Annotated in this window: 20 protein-coding genes; 18 read left to right on the top strand and 2 right to left on the bottom strand. The window is 36.3% G+C overall.

Annotated elements, in window-relative coordinates:
- The first annotated feature begins 10 nt into the window (after positions 1–10).
- The 4 genes from yjbM to FC37_RS07155 all read left to right on the top strand — a co-directional run bounded on the left by yjbM (position 11) and on the right by FC37_RS07155 (position 4224).
- Positions 11–643: a GTP diphosphokinase gene (gene yjbM, locus FC37_RS07140; protein WP_056945575.1), complete on the top strand. Its 633-nt coding sequence runs from the start codon at positions 11–13 to the stop codon at positions 641–643.
- Positions 640–1452, top strand: coding sequence for an NAD kinase (locus FC37_RS07145; protein ID WP_025005485.1), 813 nt, complete (start codon positions 640–642; stop codon positions 1450–1452). Before yjbM ends, FC37_RS07145 begins: the two co-directional genes overlap by 4 nt.
- A complete protein-coding gene (locus FC37_RS07150) occupies positions 1436–2332 on the top strand; it encodes an RluA family pseudouridine synthase (protein WP_025005486.1) in 897 nt (298 codons plus the stop codon). The genes FC37_RS07145 and FC37_RS07150 overlap by 17 nt, the downstream gene beginning before the upstream one ends.
- Positions 2333–2448: 116 nt before the next feature.
- Positions 2449–4224 (top strand): oleate hydratase, encoded by a 1776-nt coding sequence (locus FC37_RS07155; RefSeq protein WP_025005487.1) that lies wholly within the window; start codon positions 2449–2451, stop codon positions 4222–4224.
- 33 nt (positions 4225–4257) lie between these two features.
- On the opposite strand, the gene FC37_RS07160 is transcribed toward FC37_RS07155, so the two are convergent.
- Positions 4258–4950: a TVP38/TMEM64 family protein gene (locus FC37_RS07160; protein ID WP_025005488.1), complete on the bottom strand. Its 693-nt coding sequence runs from the start codon at positions 4948–4950 to the stop codon at positions 4258–4260.
- Positions 4951–5055: 105 nt separating this feature from the next.
- On the bottom strand, positions 5056–6084 hold the full coding sequence (locus tag FC37_RS07165) for a lactonase family protein (RefSeq protein ID WP_025005489.1): 1029 nt from the start codon (positions 6082–6084) through the stop codon (positions 5056–5058).
- Between the two features lie 153 nt (positions 6085–6237).
- Between FC37_RS07165 and FC37_RS07170 the strand changes: the two genes are divergently transcribed.
- The 14 genes from FC37_RS07170 (at position 6238) to FC37_RS07235 (ending at position 23336) form a co-directional block, all read left to right on the top strand.
- Complete coding sequence (locus FC37_RS07170; protein WP_025005490.1) at positions 6238–8994, top strand: cation-translocating P-type ATPase; 2757 nt, start codon at positions 6238–6240, stop codon at positions 8992–8994.
- Between the two features lie 70 nt (positions 8995–9064).
- Positions 9065–9445 (top strand): PTS glucitol/sorbitol transporter subunit IIA, encoded by a 381-nt coding sequence (locus tag FC37_RS07175; RefSeq protein WP_025005491.1) that lies wholly within the window; start codon positions 9065–9067, stop codon positions 9443–9445.
- A gap of 16 nt (positions 9446–9461) precedes the next feature.
- Complete coding sequence (locus FC37_RS07180) at positions 9462–10661, top strand: AI-2E family transporter (protein ID WP_025005492.1); 1200 nt, start codon at positions 9462–9464, stop codon at positions 10659–10661.
- Positions 10662–10712: 51 nt separating this feature from the next.
- Entirely contained in the window at positions 10713–11273 is a 561-nt protein-coding gene (locus FC37_RS07185) for a tRNA (cytidine(34)-2'-O)-methyltransferase (RefSeq protein WP_025005493.1), read from the top strand.
- A complete protein-coding gene (locus FC37_RS07190) occupies positions 11273–11662 on the top strand; it encodes a DUF1149 family protein (RefSeq protein ID WP_025005494.1) in 390 nt (129 codons plus the stop codon). The genes FC37_RS07185 and FC37_RS07190 overlap by 1 nt, the downstream gene beginning before the upstream one ends.
- A gap of 20 nt (positions 11663–11682) precedes the next feature.
- Positions 11683–14094 (top strand): DNA translocase FtsK, encoded by a 2412-nt coding sequence (locus FC37_RS07195; protein WP_056945576.1) that lies wholly within the window; start codon positions 11683–11685, stop codon positions 14092–14094.
- Positions 14081–15295: a M16 family metallopeptidase gene (locus FC37_RS07200; protein WP_025005495.1), complete on the top strand. Its 1215-nt coding sequence runs from the start codon at positions 14081–14083 to the stop codon at positions 15293–15295. Before FC37_RS07195 ends, FC37_RS07200 begins: the two co-directional genes overlap by 14 nt.
- Complete coding sequence (locus tag FC37_RS07205; protein WP_056945577.1) at positions 15292–16548, top strand: M16 family metallopeptidase; 1257 nt, start codon at positions 15292–15294, stop codon at positions 16546–16548. The genes FC37_RS07200 and FC37_RS07205 overlap by 4 nt, the downstream gene beginning before the upstream one ends.
- Positions 16549–17277, top strand: a complete 729-nt coding sequence (gene ymfI / locus FC37_RS07210; protein WP_025005496.1) for an elongation factor P 5-aminopentanone reductase — start codon at positions 16549–16551, stop codon at positions 17275–17277.
- 67 nt (positions 17278–17344) lie between these two features.
- A complete protein-coding gene (locus FC37_RS07215) occupies positions 17345–18460 on the top strand; it encodes a helix-turn-helix domain-containing protein (protein ID WP_025005497.1) in 1116 nt (371 codons plus the stop codon).
- A 22-nt stretch (positions 18461–18482) separates the two neighbouring features.
- Positions 18483–19043, top strand: coding sequence for a CDP-diacylglycerol--glycerol-3-phosphate 3-phosphatidyltransferase (gene pgsA / locus FC37_RS07220; protein ID WP_025005498.1), 561 nt, complete (start codon positions 18483–18485; stop codon positions 19041–19043).
- A gap of 183 nt (positions 19044–19226) precedes the next feature.
- Positions 19227–20324: a recombinase RecA gene (recA, locus tag FC37_RS07225; RefSeq protein ID WP_025005499.1), complete on the top strand. Its 1098-nt coding sequence runs from the start codon at positions 19227–19229 to the stop codon at positions 20322–20324.
- Between the two features lie 117 nt (positions 20325–20441).
- Positions 20442–22073, top strand: a complete 1632-nt coding sequence (gene rny, locus FC37_RS07230) for a ribonuclease Y (protein ID WP_025005500.1) — start codon at positions 20442–20444, stop codon at positions 22071–22073.
- 105 nt (positions 22074–22178) lie between these two features.
- Positions 22179–23336, top strand: a complete 1158-nt coding sequence (locus FC37_RS07235) for a glycosyltransferase family 4 protein (protein ID WP_056945578.1) — start codon at positions 22179–22181, stop codon at positions 23334–23336.
- Positions 23337–23397 lie beyond the last annotated feature (61 nt).

Below are 23397 nucleotides of genomic sequence, written 5' to 3' on the forward strand. Positions count from 1 at the left end.
ATGTTTTCTCATGGAAGTAGATTGGGATAACTTCTTGTGGCCTTATAATGAAGCTGTACGCGAGTTAAAGGTTAAATTTCGTTCCCTTAGACAAGGCTTTTTAACTAGGGGAGAACATTCACCAATTGAATTTGTAATTGGTAGGGTGAAGACAGTAGATTCTATTAAAGAAAAAATGACGAGACGGGTAATTAGCCCAGATGTCATTGAAACTGATATGCAAGATATTGCCGGTATACGTATTGTGACACAATTTGTGGACGATATTTATAAGGTGGTAGACTTAATTCATTCACGTGATGATATGGAAGTAGTAGAAGAGCGTGATTATATTCAAAATGCTAAACCTTCAGGCTATCGTTCATATCATATGGTAATTAACTATACAGTTTACTTGCCAGAAGGACCTAAAAAGTTAATTGCGGAAATTCAGATTAGAACTTTAGCAATGAATTTTTGGGCTACTGTTGAACATACTTTAAATTATAAATACCAAGGTGCTTATCCAGAGGATATTTCAAAACGACTTAAGTCAACCGCAGAAGCTGCGTATAAGCTAGATGAAGAAATGTCTTCTATTAAGGATGAGGTCCAAGAAGCTCAAAAGATTTTTACCAAAAATAAAGGCAAGGAAAAGTCATGAAAGTAACAATAGCGCATAATAACTATGATAAGACTTTAGAGACAGTGGCCTATCTTAAGAAGCTATTGCAAAAGAAGAATGTCATTTTTGACGCTAAATATCCAGATGTAGTAATTACAGTCGGCGGAGATGGTACTTTAATCAACGCTTTTCATCGTTATGAGAATCAGGTTGATTCAGTACGTTTTATAGGTGTGCACACAGGACACTTAGGTTTTTATACTGATTGGCGTAATTATGATATTGATAAAATGGTTGATGCGCTTTTATTAACCAAAGATCAACCGGCTAAGTATCCCTTGCTTGAAATTAAAATGTTAACTGAGTCGGGCGATACTCGTTATCATTTGGCTGTAAATGAATCAGCGGTTAAAAGAATATCACATACGCTTGAAGCAGATGTTTATATTGATGATGAAATATTTGAAAATTTTAGAGGCGATGGTTTATGTGTTTCTACGCCAACGGGCTCAACCGCTTATAGCAAATCGCTGGGCGGGGCTGTAATTCATCCGCGATTAAAAGCTTTGCAAATGACAGAGATCGCTTCAATCAATAATCGTGTATTTAGAACATTATCTGCGCCAATTGTAATCGCACCCGATCAATGGATTACGATTGTGCCTAACGCTGATCATTTTGTAATGACTGTGGATGGGGCAAGAATCGATGTTAAAAATGCCAAAAAAATAGAATATCGTATTTCTAAGCACTCAATTCAGTTTGATCAGTTTGGTCATCACCATTTTTGGGCGCGTGTACAAAATGCGTTTATTAAGGATAACGAGGGTAATGACAAGTTTATTTAAATTAATTGTACAAGAAAAAGATCCCAAAAAATTGGGCTCTTTTTTGTTAAAGAATGGTTTCTCGCATCAGGCTTTGATTAAGGCAAGACATCATCACGGAATGATTTTGGTAAATCATAAGCGAAGATATTTAAGTTTTCATTTACGGACTGGGGATGAAGTTATTTTTGTTAGTGGTGAAGAAAAGAAAAATCAATTTTTGAAGCCATCTAATAATCCGGTAGATCCAGTTTTAGAGACTAAAAATTATATTGTGCTAAATAAACCAGCTGGGGTTTTATCAATCCCGTCTAGATATGAAGATAACGATGCTATTGTAAATAGATTAATGGGCTATTTTTCGAGTCAAAATGAAAAGGATTTAAAGCCTCATGTGATTACTCGTTTGGACCGAGATACTTCTGGTTTAGTATTAGTTGGAAAGAATGCTGTTGCGCATGCTCGTTTTAGCAAAATTGGTAAAGAGCAGTTTATTAAAAAGTATCACGCTATTGTTCATGGGAATTTTGCGAAAGATGAGTTAGCTGGATTAATTGATGAACCGATCGGTAAAGAAGGCGACGGTGTAAAAAGAGCCGTAGTAGCAAGCGGAAAAAAAGCACAGACGTGTTATCGTGTGCTTAGCCAAGTTAAAGGGGCTAGTCTAGTAGAATTACGCCTGTTAACAGGTAGAACGCATCAGATAAGGGTTCATATGGCTTATTTAGGCCATGCACTTTTTGGTGATCCCTTATATGGCATTGATGACGATTTTTCTCGGCAAGCATTAAATTGTTTTTATTTAGCTTTCCCTGATCCATTTGATAATGAAAAAAAGCGAGTAATTGAAATCAAAGATCCACAAGACATGTCGAAGTTATGGCAAAAATTAGTTAATTAATAAAAATTTTTAAAATCATTAGGATAAACTATTAAAATACTTGCATAAAGAAAGCGCATTCTTTAGAATGATAAGTGCAATATAAACTATACTTATACAGAAAAGAGGATACCTTTATGTATTATTCCAATGGTAATTATGAAGCTTTTGCAGATCCTAAAAAGCCTGAAGGCGTAGACAATAAGTCTGCTTATATTATCGGTAGCGGTCTAGCTGGCCTTTCTGCAGCTGTCTTCTTGATTCGTGATGCTCAAATGAAAGGTGAGAATATTCATATCTTGGAAGAATTGCCAGTAGCTGGTGGTTCACTTGACGGTGCTAAACGTCCAAACGCTGGCTTCGTTGTCCGTGGTGGACGTGAAATGGAGAATCACTTTGAATGTTTATGGGATATGTATCGCTCAATTCCAAGTTTGGAAATTCCAGGTGCTTCTTATCTTGATGAGTATTATTGGCTTGATAAAGAAGACCCTAACTCCTCAAATTGCCGTTTGATTTATAACCGTGGTGATCGTCTTCCAAGTGATGGTCAATACGGTTTAGGCAAATGTACTAATGAAATTGTTAAATTAATCATGACACCAGAAAAGAAACTTGAAGGAGAAACTATTGAGGAATTCTTTAGCGATGACTTCTTTAAGACTAACTTCTGGTCATACTGGTCAACAATGTTTGCTTTCGAAAAATGGCACTCAGTAGCCGAAATGCGCCGTTATGCAATGCGCTTTATTCACCACATTGATGGTTTGCCAGACTTTACCGCTTTGAAATTTAACAAGTATAACCAATATGAATCAATGGTAAAACCACTCTTGGCATACTTAAAAGATCATGGTGTTAAATTTGAATATGATTGTCACGTTCAAAATGTAGAAGTTGATCATGATGGCAAGCAAAAGATTGCTAAGAAGATCATTATGACTCAAAATGGCAAGGAAACAGAAGTTCCATTGACTCCAAATGACATCGTATTTATTACTAATGGTTCAATTACTGAGAGTTCAACTTACGGTGATCAAAATACCCCAGCTCCAATTACACATGCTAAAGGTAGTTCATGGAAGTTATGGGAAAATTTGGCAAAGCAAGATCCAGACTTTGGTCACCCAGATGTCTTCTGTGAAAACTTACCAGAACGTAGCTGGTTTGTTTCCGCAACTACTACTTTGAAGAATAAGAAATTAGCTCCATACTTTGAACGTTTGACTAAACGTAGTCTTTATGATGGCAAAGTTAATACTGGTGGTATTATCACGATTGTCGATTCTAACTGGGAGCTTAGTTTTACTATTCACCGTCAACCACACTTCAAGAGTCAAAATCCAGATGAAATTGTAGTTTGGATTTATGCACTTTATTCAGACACTGAAGGTAATTACATTAAGAAGAGAGTGGTTGACTGCAGCGGTAAGGAAATTGCCGAGGAACTTTTGTATCACTTAGGTGTTCCAGAAAGTCAAATTAGTGAATTAGCTAGTGAAGAAAACATGAATACTGTTCCTGTTTACATGCCATACATTACTAGTTACTTCATGCCAAGACATAGCGGTGATCGTCCAGCCGTTGTACCAGATGGTTCTGTCAACATCGCCTTTATTGGCAACTTTGCGGAGTCGCCAACAAGAGATACCGTCTTTACTACTGAATATTCAGTCAGAACGGCTATGGAAGCTGTTTACACGCTTTTGAATGTTGACCGTGGTGTTCCTGAAGTATTTGATTCAATTTACGATATTCGTCAACTCTTGCGGGCAATGTACTACATGTCAGACAAGAGGAAGCTGGCTGATCAAGACATGCCACTCCCTGAAAAATTAGCTCTTAAGACAGGGATGCGCAAGATTAAGAAGTCTTGGGTAGAAGAATTGTTAAAAGAAGCTAACTTGATGTAGTTTTAATGCAAAAAGAAAAAAGCTTGATTTTTATCAAGCTTTTTTTGTATGCTTCTTAACGCGCTTCATAATAAATAAAATCGCTGCAGCTATTAGGGCAACGGCCACAATCATGACTGCTGCCTTAATAATTCTGCTGGTGTCAAGATGCAAAATTGAGTCGCCACCATAAGCATAAAGATAAGCAAATGGACTTACCCCGATCACAATCGGAATCAATTGCTTTTTGAAATCATTTTTATTAATCAAAATATTGACATAGCTAACGGTTGCACTTGGAATAAATGGGATGAGATAGCCAATAGTTAGAGCGACCATCGGATATTTTTGTGTAGTTAACAATTTGTAGATCTTACTATTAGACATATGTTTAATGTCATATAGTTTGTGCAAAAACTGCATCAAGATGATTTGTCCTAAAATATCACTAATCCAGTTAACAATAAAGCCAAATGCTGGACCATACAAGATTCCATTCAAAACACAGAAGATACCATTAGATAAGCCGGGAATTGCCACACAAATGGCATTTAAAATAAAAAGAAAAGCTAAATCTTCGATCCCGTGGCTACGAACCATTTTAATTAACAATTCTTCATTATGGTGATCAAAATGAACTAGTAATTTTAATTCTGGTAGATAGCTTAAATATAATTTATATAAAAGCAATAATCCTAAAATTCCACCTAGAATAAATAGTATGATACGAATAATCTTTTGTTTCACTTGGTCACCTTCTTATTAATTCAGTTCTGCTTATGTCTATTTTACTTTAAATTTATGAAATGAAAAAGCCATGACTAGCATGTCATGGTTATTTTTCATTATGGGTTATTTGGTGAAAAGTACGCGAGTGCCTTCAGGAACAGGAATTTCTGTTTGAATTGGAGTTAAAGTTCCATTACCGCCATTTCTGATATACAAGGTAGCGTTATCTGTATTTTGATTTGCAGCTACTACGTATTTTTGATCGGCATCCCAGTTGAAGTCACGAGGGAAATCACCAAATGTAGAAATGCGCTGAACTAAGCTTAGGGTGTGGTCATCATTAATCTTAAAGACGGTGATAGAATTGTGGCCTCTGTTGGAGTTATAAACATATTTACCATCTTTACTAATGTAAAGTGCTGCGGCACCATTGTGTTCAGTAAAATCTTCTGGAATGGTCTTGTATGTAGCGATATTTTCGAAGTCCCAAGTGTCTTCATTAAATTTAACTACGTTGATTTTGCTAGATAATTCACCAACAACGTAGAAGTAGTTACCATCTTTTGAAAAGACGATGTGGCGAGTTCCAAAACCAGCTTCATTTTTATATTGAGCTAGGTGATGTAACTTGCCGTTTTCTAACCGGTAGAAGTCGACAGTGTCATTACCTAAATCGCAGCTAACTAAATTACCTGCGGGTGTTTCATCGAAGAAGTGTGGGTGAGGGCCATCGACTTGTTCTGGACGTGGGCCCAATGTTTCGGCCTTGTGAGTGACTTGATCGAGTAATTCTAACTTGCCGCTTTTATTGTAGTGGAATACAGATAAAACGGCGGTGTGGTAATTTGCGGTATAGATAAGCTTTTGCTCGCGATCAATACCAACATATGCTGGTGAAGCGCCAGGTATTAAATAGCGATCGACTTCACTTGAACCATGTTCACCTAATTTAAAGACGCTGATACCACCTTCGTCACCTGCGTTGTTAATAGTAAAAATTAAATCGCCATCTTTTTGGAAATAAGTAGGGCCACCTACACTAATAATATTTTCAGCCTTGCCTAACTTAGCTCCATTATCTTCACCAGTAAAAGGCAATTCATAAATACCTTTAGAGGTCTTCTTAGTATAGCCACCGATTAAAACTTTCATATAATGCCTCCGATTTTTTAGAAAAAGTATTAACTGAGATAAGTATAGCATGGAAAATAATGAATCAGATTGTGACTTGTTCTCGTGAAAAGTGCTAGAGTAGGAAATATAAGGGAAAAATAATAATTGTAAAAATGAGAAGGTGCGTATAGGATGGATGAAAATAAAATCCGTAAATTATATGCCCAGAATGAGGTTCAACAAGTTTTTACAAATTTGCAATCTTCTTCTTCTGGATTATCAGATGAGGAAGCCGCTAAACGACTTAAAAAATATGGTACTAATACTATTAAAAAAGCCGCAGCTGAATCAGAATGGAAAACGTTTTTCAAAAACTTTTCTAGTATGATGGCAATTTTGCTTTGGATATCAGGGTTAATTGCAATAGTTTCCGGAACGTTAGAATTAGGAATTGCCATTTGGTTGGTTAATATTATCAATGGCTTATTTAGTTTTTGGCAGGAGCGAGCCGCCAAGCGGGCAACGGATGCCTTAAACAATATGTTGCCCAGCTATGTAGAAGTGATTAGAAATGGCAAGAAAAAGCAAATAAATAGTAAAGAGCTAGTGCCGGGGGATGTTTTTGTTTTACAAGCTGGTAACTCAATCCCAGCCGATGCAAGAATTATTTCCGCCAGTTCAATGCAAGTAGATCAAAGTGCTTTGAATGGTGAATCTGTTCCAGAGTCTAAAACCACAAAGTATGATCCTGGTGAAGGTAGTTATGCTGAAAGCAATTTGGTTTACTCAGGCACTACTGTGGGAGCTGGCACTGCTAGAGCAATTGCTTTTGCGACGGGTATGAATACAGAATTCGGTCGAATTGCAAGCTTGACGCAAAAACAAACGAAGACAAGCAGTCCTCTCACGGCAGAGCTTAATCGATTGACTAAGCAAATTTCGATTATTGCTATTACGATTGGACTTATATTTTTTATCGCAGCTATCTTCTTCGTAAAGTATCCTTTAGCTAAGGCTTTTATCTTTGCTTTGGGGATGATTGTTGCTTTTATTCCAGAAGGATTATTGCCAACGGTAACTTTAAGTCTAGCTCAAGGTGTTAAGCGGATGGCTAAAAAGCATGCGTTAGTGAAAGAATTGAATTCTGTTGAAACTTTAGGTGAAACGACAGTTATTTGCTCAGATAAAACCGGTACGTTGACGCAGAATCAAATGACAATTCACTACCTTTGGACACCAGCTCATGAATATCACGTTACTGGTAATGGCTATGTTAATAATGGTCAGATTGAGCTAAATACAAAACAATTATGGTATGAGGAAAATCCTGATTTACGTAAATTAGTTCAAATTGCAGCTTTGGATAATGATACTTCGGTTCAACCTAATAAAAAGGGTGGAAAGCCTAAGATTTTAGGTACACCAACCGAAGCTTCCTTGATTGTGATGGCAGAAAAAGCTGGATTTGATAAACAAAAAGTTTTAGTAAAATATCCTCGTTTGCGGGAATTGCCATTTGATTCTGATCGTAAAAGAATGTCAACTGTTCATCGTTGGGATGATACGCATTATATTGGTCTCACTAAAGGTTCTTATAGCGACACGATTAAGCAATGTGATCAAATCCAGGTTGATGGTAAAATTCGTCCGATGACTGAAGCAGATCGTCTTCGCGCTAAAAAGGCAAACGCTGATTATGCTTCTCGCGGATTGCGCAGTATGGCCCTCGCTTATAAAATAATCGATCATGGTGTCGATATTAATAAAATAAGTATTGCGGATGCGGAAAATCATTTAATCTTTGTGGGTTTAGCAACAATGAGCGATCCACCACGTCCAGAAATTTATGATGCAGTTAAACGTTGTCATCAGGCCAAAATTAGAATAATCATGGTAACTGGGGATTCAAAATTAACTGCTAAGTCAGTGGCTGTTCAAATTGGTTTAACTTCTGATCAAGCACGTGTAATTTCCGGTAATGAATTAGATCAAATGAGCGATGAAGAATTGCGTCATGCATTAAAAGATGAGGTAATCTTTGCCAGAGTTGCTCCAGAACAAAAATACCGCATTGTAAAGAATTGTCAGGCTAACGGTGAAGTTGTAGCTTCCACCGGTGATGGAGTTAATGATGCTCCGGCTTTAAAGCAAGCCGATATTGGAATTGCAATGGGAATGACTGGTACTGACGTGGCTAAAGATGCAGCCAATATGATTTTGACCGATGATAACTTCGCTTCGATTGTAGCTGCCATTGAAGAAGGACGTGCAGTTTATAGCAATATCCGCAAGTTCTTAACATATATTTTGACTTCTAATGTACCCGAAGCTATTCCGTCAGTGCTATTTCTTTTCTCGGCTGGATTAATTCCACTTCCTATGACAGTTATGCAAATTTTAACGGTTGATCTAGGTACCGATATGCTTCCAGCCTTAGGATTAGGTGCGGAAGCTGCCGATCCAGATATTATGAAGCAACCACCACGTAAAAGATCAGAACATTTATTGAACAAGGGTGTTATTATTAAAGCCTTTTGTTGGTATGGTCTTTTATCAAGTATTATTTCTACAGCTGCCTATTTCTTTGTGAACTATCAAAATGGTTGGCCTAACGTAGCTTTGGCTGCTAATGGCTCAATTTATATGCGAGCTACAACTATGGTTTTAGGTGCAATTGTCTTCACTCAGGTGGCAAATGTATTAAATTGTAGAACTAATACAGTTTCTGTTTTTAAAAAGGGATTATTTGAGAATAAAAATATTTGGTACGGCATTATTTTTGAAATCATTCTATTCGTTATTTTGACTATTACACCAGGCATTCAGCAGGTGCTCAATACAACTATCTTGACTGCTAGTGATTGGCTATTCCTATTCTTGTTACCAATTCCTTTAGTATTATTAGATGAACTAAGAAAATGGTTGATGTATCATCACAAAAATATCTAATAATTTGGGCAGCTTAAGTTTTTAAGCTGCTATTCTTATGCTAAAATTATTTTTAAGGAGATATAAGATTATGAAATGGATTTCAACTATTAAAAAAATTGGTAAAAAAGCTATCGATAATAAAGATGGCATGGTAATTTTGTTCGGCGAGGGTGCCAACAAAGACTTAGAAGATGTTTCAGTTATTCAAAAATTTAGTGATGAAACTCCAGTTAATGGCTTTGTCTTTAAAAAGGGCGATACGATTACTGTAGATGGTCAAACTTATGTAGCTAATTATGTAGGTCCAATGGTTGAAAGTAATATGAAGGCTTTGGGTCACGCTACTTTATTCTTTAACCGTCCAATTCCTAAAGCACCTTTAGCAAATGCGGTATATTTTGATCCAGATGTTGCTCAACCACTTCCAACCTTTAAAGTGGATGATGATATTGTTTACGAACACATTTAAATACTAGGACAGGTAGATGGATTATAAACAAAAAAGTAAAAAAGAAACCTTATTTAAAAAATGGTTTTTAGATAATCGGTTTAGTATTGTTTTATTAAACATCTTATTGTTCTTTTTAATTATCTGGATTTTTAAAAAAATTTCTTTTGTATTGAATCCTGCTTGGGTATTTTTTAGTGCGATTTTGCCGCCATTACTTTTAGCGGTTATTCAATATTATGTAATGAATCCAGTAGTAGATTGGTTTGAAAAGAAGTTTAAAGTACCTAGAGTTGCTACAATTCTTGTCTTGTTTCTGTTTGTTTTAATAGCTTTAATCTGGATTATCAATATCCTGGTTCCTATTGCCCAGAATCAGATTAATTCGCTGATTAAAAACTGGCCTCATATTTGGAACGATGCTGTTAATGCAACACAGAATGCTTTGCGTGATCCTCGTTTGCATGAGGTAAAAGGTAGCTTACAAGGCATGATAGACAATACGCAAAAAACTTTGTTTAAATCAGGGCAAAGTACTATCAACGCTACTTTAGGCAATATATCATCTGCGGTAAGTATCATTACAATGATTGTGATGACTCTGCTTACTGCACCGTTTATCTTATTCTTTATGCTCAAAGATGGGCATCAATTGCGTCCTTACATTACGAAATTTGCACCGGAGCATTGGCAACCTAGTTTTAGTCAGCTGTTGTATGATATCAACTATGCATTGGCTTCATATATTCGTGGTCAAATAACAGTTGCTTTTTGGGTAGGCGTCATGTTTGTAATTGGCTACATAATAATTGGCCTACCATATGGATTAGCTTTAGCTATCCTAGCCGGTTTTATGAATTTGATTCCATATTTTGGGACACCATTGGCTCTTATTCCGGTATTCGTAATTGCAATTATGACTTCAGGATCAATGTTAATTAAGGTTTTAGTGGTCTTTTTAATTGAACAAGCAATTGAAACTAGAATTTTAAGTCCTTTAGTTATGGGGAATAAAATGGAAATGCATCCCGTAACTACTATTTTACTTTTAATCGGTGCTAGTTCCGTTTGGGGACTATGGGGTGTAATTTTTGGTATTCCGATCTATGCAATCTTGAAGATTATCGTGTCTCGCGTGTACAATTATTATCGAAGAGAATCTGAAATTTTTAGTGAAACAGATGCTGTTTCTTCGACCACGGGAGATGCAGATACAAAAGCAAATAATGCTAAATAAATTAAAGCGTGGTTTAAAAGCTGCGCTTTTTTAGTTTAAGGAGTTTTTGAAATGACAAATCACGTAGTTTTATATGAGCCGTTAATGCCAGCTAATACTGGTAATATTGCACGTACCTGTGCAGGTACCAATACAGTTTTAGATTTGATTGAACCTTTGGGTTTTCAAATTGATAATAAAAAAATGAAACGAGCAGGGCTCGATTATTGGGACAAAGTTGATGTACGTCGTCATGATGATCTGAATGCTTTTTTAAAGACTTTAGGGCCTAATGACGAAATGTATTTAATTTCTAAGTTTTCATCAAAGAATTATGTAGATGTAGATTACACCGACCCAAATAAAAATTATTATTTTGTTTTTGGTAAGGAAACTACAGGTTTACCTGAAACTTTTATGCGTGAATATTATGACAGAAATTTAAGAATTCCAATGTCAGATAATATTCGTTGCTATAATTTGTCGAATTCTGTAGCAATGGTCTTGCTTGAAGCATTGCGTCAACAAGGATTTCCAAATATGGAAACTGCACACCATTATGAAAATGATAAATTGAAGGATGATTATGATCGTCCAGAAAGATATGAACGTAATTTAGGAAGTGAAGAATAATGGATTTTGAGAGACAAACACCAGTAACTGTACAAGCATTTCACTATGATTTAGTTGATGAAGATACAGAACCAAAGAGCGATGTTAGAACTGGCATTCAAAAATTGGATGTAAGTCAAGATGATGAGCATTCAGAAGAAAATGGCAGCTATTATGATGTAGCTGTGTTCTATGATGTAGTTCCTGCACCAAGTGAATTTAGAGTAAGTGGAACTATTCATCAGGTTGTTCAATTAAAAGATTATCATGGTGATGGTTCTGATATCAGTAGCGCAGATTGGCAACTTTTAAGTCGACCATTGGTTGAATATATTGAGACTTTAACGTATGAAGTAACTCAAGTAACTTTTGACCAACCGGTTAACTTGAACTTTAAAGCCAATTTTTAATCACTAATTAGGGTGAGTACATGCCTGTAAAAAGGAAAAAAAGAAAGACAAAAAAGACATATTCTAAAAAGAAAACAACTAAAAAACAAAATTTAAATTGGAGTATTTTGGGGCTAGTATTTATTTTGCTAGCTGTTTTTGCCTTTGTTAGATTTGGTATTTTAGGTAAACAGATTGCTAATTTGATTCGCTTGTTTTTTGGTGATTCATATCTATTAGCTGCTAGTTTATTAGCCCTTTTTGGGCTGGTAAATTTGATTTATAACCAGCCAGTTCATTTGTCAGTTAAACGTACAATTGGGCTTTCTTTAGCATTAATTGGTATTTTATTGATTCAAAGTAGCTTGTATTACGAGCATGAATTAGTAAATAGTAATTTCTTGAATTCATTCTGGCATGCGATGACTGCAGAATTTGGTCGTGCCGCTGTTACAGAAAGTGTCGGTGGCGGTCTGATTGGTTCGCTAGGTTATCAGATTTTCTATCCGCTATTAGGACAAATTGGAATCAAGATTTTTGCGTTCTTACTAATTCCTATTGGGATCTTGATGTTCTTTGATGTGAAATTCAGGACGATTATTGAAAAATTTCAATCCAGCAGTCAATTATTTATTCAAAAAAATAAAACCGCTGGTGTTAAGTTGAAGGACAAATATAGCGACGTATTGGAAAAAAGAAAACAAAAACGTGCTAATGACGATAATAAAAATATTTTCCCAGACGTTGCAGATTTTGATTCTGATGACAATGAGGAAGATACTAGTGTTAAACCTTCAAGTGAAGACGTGACGGTCGAACCAGATCCAGAGCCGGCTCCTGAGCCGCAAATCCAAATTGCACCACAGCATGAAGAACCTGACAGCAAGGATTTACCCAAATCGCATTCTTTTGCTCAAGAAGATCAAAAATTGGTGCAAGAATTAGCCAATGTGGATCATGGTGAGTTAAAAACAGATACTATAGTTAACAAGTCATATAAAAAGCCACCTTTGAGTTTATTAGATCCAATTAAATCAACTGATCAGAGTACAGACCGTGATTTAATTAAGAAAAATACTCAGGTTTTACAATCTACTTTTAAGAGTTTTGGTGTAAAGGTAATTATTAAAAAGGCCATTTTAGGCCCTACTATTACTCGGTATGAGGTTCAACCTGCCGTCGGTGTAAAAGTTAGTCGTATTGTTAATTTGGCTGACGATTTGGCTTTGGCACTTGCAGCCAAGGATATTAGAATTGAAGCTCCAATTCCAGGAAAACCTTTTATTGGTATTGAGGTGCCTAATCGGGCAACTTCAGTTGTATCTTTTAAAGATGTAATGGAACATCAAGATGCAAAGGCAAAAAAGGATCCAATGAATGTGCCATTAGGCAAAGACGTTACTGGAAGTACTATTTCCGCTAATTTGGCAAAAATGCCACACTTATTAATAGCTGGGTCTACTGGTTCTGGTAAGTCTGTTGCCATCAACACTATTTTGGCAAGTATTTTGATGAAAGCCAGACCAGAAGATGTAAAGCTAGTTTTAATTGATCCTAAAATGGTAGAACTTTCTGTTTATAACGGAGTACCACACTTGTTAATTCCGGTTGTAACAGATGCTAAATTGGCTTCTAATGCATTGCGCAAAGTAGTTAAAGAAATGGAACGCCGCTATAAGTTATTTGCGGCAGGTGGCGTTCGCAACATGGGCGAATATAATCAAAAAGTCGCTGAAAATAATCAGGATAAATCTAAGCCTGCAATGAAGCCATTGCCGTATATTTTAGTAGTGGTTGACGAACTTAGTGACCTGATGATGGTTGGTGGCCATGATGTTGAAGGAGCAATAGTTCGACTAGGACAAATGGCTCGAGCTGCCGGAATTCATATGATTTTAGCTACTCAGCGTCCAAGTGTAGATGTTATTACTGGTTTAATTAAAGCCAATGTTCCATCTCGTATTTCTTTTGCTGTATCTAGTGGTGTAGATTCTAGAACTATTTTGGACCAAACAGGAGCTGAAAAACTTCTAGGTCGTGGTGATATGCTTTATATGCCAATTGGTGCTTCAAAACCTGAACGTATTCAAGGTGCTTATATTGCGAGTGATGAAGTTGAACGTGTAATCGATTGGGTAAAGAAGCAACAAAAAGTTGACTATGATGAGACTATGATTCCTAAAAAGGGTGAAAGCTCATCGGCTTCTGATAATGGAAACGATGAACCGGAAGATGAATTTTATAATCAAGCCGTTGATTTGGTTCGTCGTCAGCAAACAGCAAGCGTATCTATGTTGCAGAGACGTTTTAGGATCGGTTATAATCGGGCTGCAAGAATCGTGGATGAGATGGAAGCTAAAGGAATTGTGGGACCTTCTGAAGGTTCAAAGCCACGTCAAGTATTAGTCCCACCAGTAAAGAATGAAGGTAATGGAAATAATGCTAATGACTAATATTACAATTAGGAAAAATAAGAAATTTACAACAGCCGCGTTGGGCTGTTTTTTGCGTTTACCGCTGACAAGTCACAATTTAGCTTTTGCAAGCTTGCTATCACGTTTGCAGTCAAACACCAGTATGTTATATCCACAAATTGCGGAGCAGACTCGAAGATTGGCCGATTTATATGATTTGCAATTGGATATTATGCCTCAGCTTTTTGGTAAAGAAATAATTTTGACTTATTATGCAAATTTTGTTGAACCAACTGAAGTACTGGATCCAGAGTATGTATGTCAAGAAATAATTCAAACTATTAGCGAAATTATTACTAAGCCAGATTGTACTCCGGAGATGTTGGCCTATGCGAAAAGACAACTAGAAGATGATTATCGCGAGTTAATGGAGCAGCCTGCCAATTATGCCATCGATCAATTCTTTAAATTATGGTACCGGGATCAGCCAGATTATGCTGAGAATTTTATGGGACCAATTGATGAAATACAAAATGCTACTGTAGATGAGGTAAATCGTTACATTGAGAGTCTGCGTGATGTCCCTGTAGCCGTAATTGGCATGGGACGTGACCACCAGTTAATGACTAAACTAGCTAAATTTTATTTCACCCAGGCTGGTATTATAAAAAATTTCCAAACCACTGGCTTAACTATTCCTGCTAACAAAAACTTAATTGAAAAAGTTGATGAACAAGGCAATGCGCAAGCACAATTGTTAATGGGCTTTGGCATTAATCATACAATTAATTATCAGGAACAAATTGTAGGCTTACTTTTAAGTCAATATTTAGCAGGAGACCAATCATCTAAGTTGTTTAGTAAAATTCGTGAAGAATTAGGTGCAGCTTATGCTGTCGAGGCTAGCTGTTTTGCTAATAATTCTCTGTTTTTAATTAATGCTGGATTGGATCCCGATCAAGTAGAATCTGCTAAGCGAGTGATATTAAATGAAATAGAGAATTTGGCTGCTGGCAATGTAGATGAAGAACTTTTTAAGAAAGCTCAAAAGGCCTTGTATAGAAATACTAAAATTGGTTTAGACAGTCAAAATTGGCAAATGGGTCAAGCCTTTCGAGGAGAATTATTTTCAGACTATTTAGATTTTGATCGAGAGACTGCTATTAAAAAGGTCACAACTCATCAATTAGTCAGTTTTGTTCAAAATTTATTCTTTAATGAAAGCTATATTTTAAAATGATTACACCAAAAATTATTAAAAGAGAATATAAATCTGGTTTTAAAGCCGAGATTATCCTGAAGCCCCATTTTTATCAACGCTTTTTTGGTATTATTATTGATTTCGGCAGTAGTGATCCCCAAAAAGTAGCGGGTTCTGCCCACTTTTTGGAACATAAATTATTTGCTAAAAAAGATGGAGATATTTCTTCACAATTTGAGGAAATTGGCGCAGATGTTAATGCATTTACCTCCTTCAATGAAACTATGTTTTATTGCAGCGGGATTGAACACACCCCCAAGATGATTGATCTGTTGTTTAGATTAGTAGGCGAGCCATATTTTACTAAACAAAATATTGCCAAAGAGGCTCCTATAATTGAGCAAGAATTGGCAATGTACCAGGATGATCCGATGTGGAAAGTAAACAATGCCATTATGACGAGCATGTTTGGTAATTCCAATTTAGGGACCGAAGTAGTTGGGACTAAAGAATCGATTAATCAGGTAACCAAGCAAAATTTGACTAAGGTTTATACTGAAAATTATGTGCCTACTAAAATGCAATTTGTTGCTTGTGGTGATTTTTCGGATAATCAAGTTCGAACCATTTTGCGTCAAGTAGGTAAATTGCAAACTAAGTATCTAGCTGATCGTAAAGATGTTTCGACTCCGGTTTCTCAACCAGTGGGTGAGCTTTCAGATCAAGTTTTGCAAGCTAAAGGAAATTCAAAAGCTTTTGGATTGGGTATTCGATTTAAAAACTTTAAGAAAGTATTATCTAGTTCTGATTTGACTCAAATTCTGCTAGAAATAATGTTAGAATCAAAATTAAGCGTGATGAGTCCTTGGTTTGAGAAAATGCGCAAGGAAAAGCTGTTGGCTAATCCTTTGCAAATTTCAGTTAACTATACTAGACAAGGCGATTTTGCTACTATTTTTGGAGTTAGTGCAGATAATCAAAGAATAATTGAGGAGATTAAACGCGTTTTAACCCAACCTATAGATCTTAATTCTGAGCAATATCGTTTTATTAAAGAGAATTTTGTTTTGCAGAAGAAAGAATGGCTGGCCCGTACTATTCGGACAATGAATAATCTTTCATATTTTGCAATTGAAATGATTGAAGAAAATCTTGACCATGAAGATTTACAACTTAATTTATTAAAGTTGCAGACGATGGGCTTTGAAGAATTCGATCAAATTTGTCAAAAGCTGATGAAAGATAGCACTATTTGCTCGGCTTATTTAAACTCTGATAAGGAGGAGCAATAAATGAAGCGTGCAATTGTATTCGGTGCTACAGGTGGTATAGGACAAGCAATTTGTCGTGATTTGGCTGAAGATGGCTGGTCTCTTTATTTGCATTACAATTCCAAAAAGGAAGTTGCTGAAGAATTAGGTCAAAAGTTGTTTACTAAATATCCTGACCAGGATTTTATGCCGATTAAGTTAGATTTTGAAGTTGATGATGCACAATTAAGTGAATTTGTCCAAAATTTATTGCCGGTTAATGCAGCAGTTTTTGCTCAAGGGGTCACTAATTACGGCTTTCTAGGGGATGAAGATCTTGATAATATTACAAGATTAATAAAAATCAATCTGACTGTACCCATTAAATTAACTAAATTACTGGAGCCGCAGCTAATGAAACAAGGTTTTAGTCGAATCGTTTACTTAGGTTCGGTTTATGGAGGCTACGGTAGTGCTCTGGAATCGGTATATAGTGCCACTAAAGGTGGGTTAAGTCGTTTTGCGCAGGCTTATGCACGTGAAGTAGCATCAAATAATTTGACGGTTAATGTAATTGCACCAGGTGCTGTAAAGACTAATATGAACAGTATTTTTTCAGAAGATACTATTGAGGAAGTTCAAGAAGAGATTCCTGTTGGTCGTTGGGCTGATGGAAAAGATATTTCATATTGGATCAAAGTGTTGCTGAATGAACGAAGCAGTTACCTTACTGGTCAAACAATTTATGTTACTGGAGGCTGGCTTTTATAACTAAGAAGTTGTAAACGAAATTTTATGGTATACTCAATTTGTTAAATTTAATTTTGAAGAGGTTAATATGGCAGACATCGGAGAGAAATTAAGGAGTGCTAGAGAGGCAAAGGGACTTTCAATTGAAGATATCGAAAAAGCAACTAAGATTCAAAGTAGATATCTAACAGCAATTGAAAAGGATGAATTTGATAAGCTTCCTGGTGACTTTTATGTTAGGGCATTTATTCGACAATACGCTCAAGTAGTTGGATTAGATGGGAAAGAATTACTCAGTGACTATCATGAGGATGTTCCAGAAGCGGATCCTGATGAATATGTAGAGAATTCAATTGATAATAAGAGCGAAGAAGTTCGTGAAACTACAAATAACAAGAAGAATTTGTGGAAGAATTACTTGCCAAGAATCGCAATCACATTAGGTGTAATTATCGTAATTTTAGTTGTATACGTATTGTATGCACGTATTTCATCAAGTGGTCAGCATCATGATACTGATAACAGCGGCGTAACTGTATCATCACAGAAGACATCATCGTCATCTTCTAAGAAGACTAAGCCAGTTGCTGTAAATACAGTTAAGATTAAAAAGATTAATGACAATGAATACCGTGTCCTTGGTCTTAAGAGAAATCGTCGTTTAGTTGTTAAGGCAGGTTCAACTCAAAATACTTCTGCGGGAGTACAAATTAATGGCAATGCAAATAGCTGGCAAGGAACTTTAATTGCTAAGCAAAAGCATACCCTTACTTTACCTTCAAACGCTGAACGAGTTGTAATTACCTTGGGTAATGATAATGGTAGTTCGATTAAGATCGGTGGCAAGAAGGTCCCATACGTACCTAATAATAGCTACAGAACAATTACTTTGTTAATTGGAAAGGCTAAGAAGACTACTACTCATCATACTGATGACAATACTAGTCAAAATGGAACGACTAGCGATAATAATACTAATAACAGTAATACTACTACTCAAAATCAAACTCAGAGCAGCTCTACTACTAGACACAACACTCAAACTAGTCACCAACAATCATCAGCTGCTCAAAGCAGTCAAACAAGACAAAGTAGTCAAACACAACAATCATCAGCTACTCAATCATCAACAGCCACTACGCAAAATAACAATGCCGGTGGAAATGATAATGGTGGTAGCGGTGATGAAAATAATGGTAATTAAAGCTTAGGAGAAAATAAGAAGAATGAATTTACCTAATAAACTTACTGTTTTTAGAATCTTTTTGATTCCAGTATTTATGTTAATTATAATTTTCGGTGGGGATGCTCATACTGAAGCCGCTGGTTCAACTGTTGTTTGGAGCTGGGTAATTGCAGCTATTGTTTTTGCCGTAGCTTCAGCTACTGACTGGTTTGATGGTCATATTGCTCGTTCACGCAACATGGTTACCAACTTTGGTAAGTTTGCTGATCCTTTGGCAGACAAGATGTTGACTATGACTGCATTTATTTTCTTAGTTGAATTGAAGCTTGCTCCAGCTTGGGTTGTTGCAATCATCGTTTGTCGTGAATTAGCAGTTACTGGTTTGCGCTTGATTTTAGCTGAAAACAAGGGACAAGTTTTAGCAGCTAAAATGCCTGGTAAGATCAAGACTACTTGCCAAATGTTATCCATCATCTTCTTATTGATCGGTAACTTCTGGTACATCGGTACAATTTTACTTTACCTTGCATTGATCTTTACTATTTACTCAGGTTACGACTACTTCCACCAATCATGGGGCGTATTCAAAGGATCCATGTAAAATTAAAGATAAATTAAAAGAAGCATAAAATTGCTTCTTTTTTTATTTTCTCAAAAAAAAATTACCTTTTTTTGCGTATTTAATAGTGTAGGCTAAATACTTTGAACGTTAGTTTGTATATTGCTTGCAAAGTAGATAATGATCAAAGTATAATTACTGAGTACAAAAATTTAGGAGGAAAACATGCCCAAAGATGAAAAAAAGGCTGCTTTAGATGCAGCGCTCAAGAAAATTGAAAAGAACTTTGGCAAAGGTGCTGTTATGCGTATGGGTGAGAAGGCCGATACTCAAATTTCAACAGTTCCAACAGGTTCACTTGCTTTAGATGCTGCTATTGGTGTTGGTGGCTATCCTCGGGGACGTATTATTGAAGTATATGGACCTGAATCATCTGGTAAGACTACTGTTGCTCTTCATGCAGTAGCTGAAGTGCAAAAACGTGGTGGTACAGCCGCATATATTGATGCTGAAAACGCAATGGATCCAGCATACGCTGAAGCTTTAGGTGTAGACATTGATTCACTTATTTTGTCTCAACCTAATACTGGTGAAGAAGGACTACAAATTGCTGATACTTTAATTTCTAGTGGTGCTATTGATATTGTGGTTGTCGACTCTGTTGCTGCTTTAGTTCCACGTGCAGAAATTGAAGGCGAAATGGGGGATGCCCATGTTGGTCTTCAAGCTAGATTAATGAGTCAAGCTTTGCGTAAGTTATCAGGAACAATTTCCAAGACTAAGACTATTGCAATTTTCATTAATCAGATTCGTGAAAAAGTTGGGGTTATGTTTGGTAACCCTGAAACTACACCTGGTGGTCGTGCCCTTAAGTTTTATTCAACTATTCGACTTGAAGTAAGAAGAGCAGAACAGATTAAGCAATCTGGTGATGTAATTGGTAACCGCGTCAAGATTAAAGTTGTAAAGAACAAGGTTGCCCCACCATTTAAGGTAGCAGAAGTAGATATCATGTATGGTAAAGGTATTTCTCAAAGTGGAGAATTACTTGATATGGCTGCCGACAAGGATATCATTGATAAGGCTGGATCATGGTATTCATATAAGAGCGATCGTATCGGCCAAGGACGAGAAAATGCTAAGAAATATCTTGAAGATCATCCAGATATTTATCAAGATATTCAACAACAAGTTCGTCAGGCATATGGTATTGATGAGAAGTCAGTAGCTGATCGTGAAGATCCTGAAAAAATAAAGGAAAAGCGTGAAGAGGCTCAAGCAGAGAAGTCTGCCGAAGCTAAAAAGACAACTGATGATAAATAAAAATGATTTTTACCTTGGAATTATGTTCCAAGGTTTTTTCTTGTGGATTGACATGGACCAACAGGTTCTTTATCATAAAAGTGGTGTGAATAATTCTAAAAAAAGGCGATAGTAATCATGAATACAATTATTATGATTCCCGTCGCAACTGCCATTGTTTCAATTTTGGTGGGTACAGTGATTGGCTATGCTATTCGTAAACATTCTTGGGAACAAAAAGCTCAGAATGCACAAAATGATGCTGATCATATTTTAGCCGATGCTCGAGCACAAGTAGCTGCGGTAGAAGCAGAGGTTAATGCACAAAAGCAAGCAGCAGAAGCTGTTAAGCAAAGTGCTGAAAATACTAAGAAAGAAAAAATTCTTGAAGCTCAAGAACAAATTCGTGATTATAAGCAAAAGACTGAAGACAAGTTAAATTTAAAAAAGGATGATTTAGCTCGTCAAGAAAATCGTTTAAAGCAACGTGAAGATACTTTAGATCACAAAAATTCTTTGTTAGATGAAAGAGAAGCTGGACTCACTCAAAAGGAAGATCAATTAAAGCAGCAAGATACTAGCTTAAAGGCAAAATTAACTGAAGCTGATGAATTAGTTGAAGCTAGACGGCAAAAGCTTTATGACGTAGCTAAGTTGGATAAAGAAGAAGCAAAAAAGATTGTGCTTAATAAATTATCTGATGAGCTTGTTAAAGAACGTGCCGAATTGATTAGAAATAGTAATGAAGAAGTTAAAGCGAAAGCTGATCATTATGCTAACCAAATTATAGTTGATGCAATTCAGAGTAGTGCAGCAGATACTGTAGCAGAAACTACCGTGTCTGTTGTTGATCTACCAAATGAAGAGATGAAGGGACGTATTATTGGACGTGAAGGTCGCAATATTCGTTCATTTGAAGCTTTAACTGGTATTGATTTAATTATTGATGATACACCAAAGGTTGTAACTTTGAGTGGCTTCGATCCAATTAGACGTGAAATTGCGAAGAGAGCAATGGAACGTTTGATTAAGGATGGGAGAATTCATCCAGCTAGAATTGAGGAAATGGTTGATAAAGCTCGTAAAGAAGTTAATGACGATATTTATGAAGCTGGTGAAAGTGCCTTAATGGAACTTGGAATTCACCGTATGAATCCAGAACTCGTTAAGACGCTTGGACGACTCAAGTATCGTACTTCATATGGGCAAAATGTCTTGTCACACTCAATTGAAGTTGGTAAATTAGCTGGTACTATGGCTGCCGAATTAGGTCTAGATGAAAAATTAGCAGTTCGCGCGGGATTATTACACGATATTGGTAAAGCCATCGATCATGATATTGAAGGTTCACACGTAGAAATTGGTGTAGAGTTGACCCGTAAATATCATGAATCCGATGTTGTAGTTAACGCGATTGCTGCACACCATGGTGATGTGCCTAAGTTATCGTTTATTGCTGAACTTGTAGTTGCAGCAGATACGATTTCTTCAGCTCGACCAGGTGCAAGAAGTGAGAGTCTAGAAAATTACATCAGACGTTTGACCGAATTAGAAAAGATAGCTAAGAGCTATCAAGGTGTCAAGCAGGCTTATGCCATTCAAGCGGGACGTGAGGTTCGCGTGATGGTAGAACCTGATGAAATTTCAGATGATCGTACAGTTATTTTGGCACGGGATATTCGTAATCAGGTTGAAAAAGAACTTGATTATCCTGGTAATATTAAAATTACTGTTATCCGTGAAAAACGAGTTGTAGCGATCGCTAAATAAATTTAAAAAGGTTTGAAATTAAAAGTTTCAAACCTTTTTTGTTATTTGTGCAAAACCGACTCTACTTGTATAATTAGAACGAGTAAATAAGGAAAGTAGCCAAATATGTTTAAAATCATTGTTGAATTATTTTTATTGGTAATTATCTCGGCGGCTATTACGCCGTTTATTCGGCGTTTGGCTTTCGTATTGGGAGCTGTTGATAATCCTAATGCACGTAGGGTTAATAAGAAGCCAATGCCTACTATCGGGGGATTAGGAATTTTCGTTACTTTTAATATCGGTGCATTTGTACTGTTACGAGAGCAATTTCCTACCCATGAAATCTTTTCGATTTTATTAGCTTCAAGTGTAATTGTGTTGACGGGATTGATAGATGATATTCTTGAATTAAAGCCTAGACAAAAAATGTTCGGCATTTTTATTGCCTCATTGATCATTTATTTCTTGGCAGGTATTCGAATGAATGTCTTAAAAATTCCTTTTGTCACGCACGAAGTTAATATTGGATGGTGGAGTTTTCCAATTACCATTTTTTGGATATTAGCTTTAACTAATGCAGTCAATTTGATTGATGGACTAGATGGGCTAGCAGATGGGGTATCAATGATTTCTCTAACGACCATGGGAATCGTAGGATATTTCTTTTTACACACGCATCAGCTATATGTGCCTATAGCTTGTTTTATGTTAGCCGCATGTTTATTAGGTTTTTTACCATATAATTTCCATCCAGCTAAGATCTTTTTAGGAGATACAGGTGCATTATATATTGGATTTATGATTGCGGTTCTTTCACTGAAAGGTTTAAAGAATGTAACTTTTATTTCTTTATTAGTACCTATCATAATTTTAGGTGTGCCAATCACCGATACGGTCTATGCTATGATTCGGAGAAAATTAAATAAAAAACCTATCTCAGAGGCGGATAAACACCACTTGCACCACCAATTGATGAGAATGGGATTAACTCATAGACAAACGGTTTTAACGATCTATGCATTGTCTTTGGTCTTTTCTTTCATCTCATTATTATTCTTGCTTTCTCCGGCTTGGGGAACATGGTTATTAATTCTGGGATTGTTGGTTGCACTTGAATATTTTGTGGAATCAATCGGCTTGTTGGGTGAAAAGTATCATCCATTAATGCATGTTATCCAGAAAATCATTAATCAAAAAAGCAAAACTGATCCTACAGTTGAAGTTTGGCATTTGGGCGACGAGAAGCCTGACCAATTAAAAAATAAAAAGAATACAAAATAAAGAGTTTGAACTGAGACCTAAAAATTAGACAGTTTAAAATACAGGATTAATAGAGGCTTGA

The sequence above is a fragment of the Lactobacillus gallinarum DSM 10532 = JCM 2011 genome (assembly GCF_001434975.1).
In the GTDB taxonomy this organism is placed as follows: domain Bacteria; phylum Bacillota; class Bacilli; order Lactobacillales; family Lactobacillaceae; genus Lactobacillus; species Lactobacillus gallinarum.

Excerpts from the sequence above, each read along its gene's own strand:
- yjbM (WP_056945575.1), top strand. The coding sequence starts at position 11 with ATGGAAGTAGATTGGGATAACTTCTTGTGGCCTTATAATGAAGCTGTA.
- FC37_RS07145 (WP_025005485.1), top strand. The coding sequence starts at position 640 with ATGAAAGTAACAATAGCGCATAATAACTATGATAAGACTTTAGAGACA.
- FC37_RS07150 (WP_025005486.1), top strand. The coding sequence starts at position 1,436 with ATGACAAGTTTATTTAAATTAATTGTACAAGAAAAAGATCCCAAAAAA.
- FC37_RS07155 (WP_025005487.1), top strand. The coding sequence starts at position 2,449 with ATGTATTATTCCAATGGTAATTATGAAGCTTTTGCAGATCCTAAAAAG.
- FC37_RS07165 (WP_025005489.1), bottom strand. The coding sequence starts at position 6,084 with ATGAAAGTTTTAATCGGTGGCTATACTAAGAAGACCTCTAAAGGTATT.
- FC37_RS07170 (WP_025005490.1), top strand. The coding sequence starts at position 6,238 with ATGGATGAAAATAAAATCCGTAAATTATATGCCCAGAATGAGGTTCAA.
- FC37_RS07175 (WP_025005491.1), top strand. The coding sequence starts at position 9,065 with ATGAAATGGATTTCAACTATTAAAAAAATTGGTAAAAAAGCTATCGAT.
- FC37_RS07180 (WP_025005492.1), top strand. The coding sequence starts at position 9,462 with ATGGATTATAAACAAAAAAGTAAAAAAGAAACCTTATTTAAAAAATGG.
- FC37_RS07185 (WP_025005493.1), top strand. The coding sequence starts at position 10,713 with ATGACAAATCACGTAGTTTTATATGAGCCGTTAATGCCAGCTAATACT.
- FC37_RS07190 (WP_025005494.1), top strand. The coding sequence starts at position 11,273 with ATGGATTTTGAGAGACAAACACCAGTAACTGTACAAGCATTTCACTAT.
- FC37_RS07195 (WP_056945576.1), top strand. The coding sequence starts at position 11,683 with ATGCCTGTAAAAAGGAAAAAAAGAAAGACAAAAAAGACATATTCTAAA.
- FC37_RS07200 (WP_025005495.1), top strand. The coding sequence starts at position 14,081 with ATGCTAATGACTAATATTACAATTAGGAAAAATAAGAAATTTACAACA.
- FC37_RS07205 (WP_056945577.1), top strand. The coding sequence starts at position 15,292 with ATGATTACACCAAAAATTATTAAAAGAGAATATAAATCTGGTTTTAAA.
- ymfI (WP_025005496.1), top strand. The coding sequence starts at position 16,549 with ATGAAGCGTGCAATTGTATTCGGTGCTACAGGTGGTATAGGACAAGCA.
- FC37_RS07215 (WP_025005497.1), top strand. The coding sequence starts at position 17,345 with ATGGCAGACATCGGAGAGAAATTAAGGAGTGCTAGAGAGGCAAAGGGA.
- pgsA (WP_025005498.1), top strand. The coding sequence starts at position 18,483 with ATGAATTTACCTAATAAACTTACTGTTTTTAGAATCTTTTTGATTCCA.
- recA (WP_025005499.1), top strand. The coding sequence starts at position 19,227 with ATGCCCAAAGATGAAAAAAAGGCTGCTTTAGATGCAGCGCTCAAGAAA.
- rny (WP_025005500.1), top strand. The coding sequence starts at position 20,442 with ATGAATACAATTATTATGATTCCCGTCGCAACTGCCATTGTTTCAATT.
- FC37_RS07235 (WP_056945578.1), top strand. The coding sequence starts at position 22,179 with ATGTTTAAAATCATTGTTGAATTATTTTTATTGGTAATTATCTCGGCG.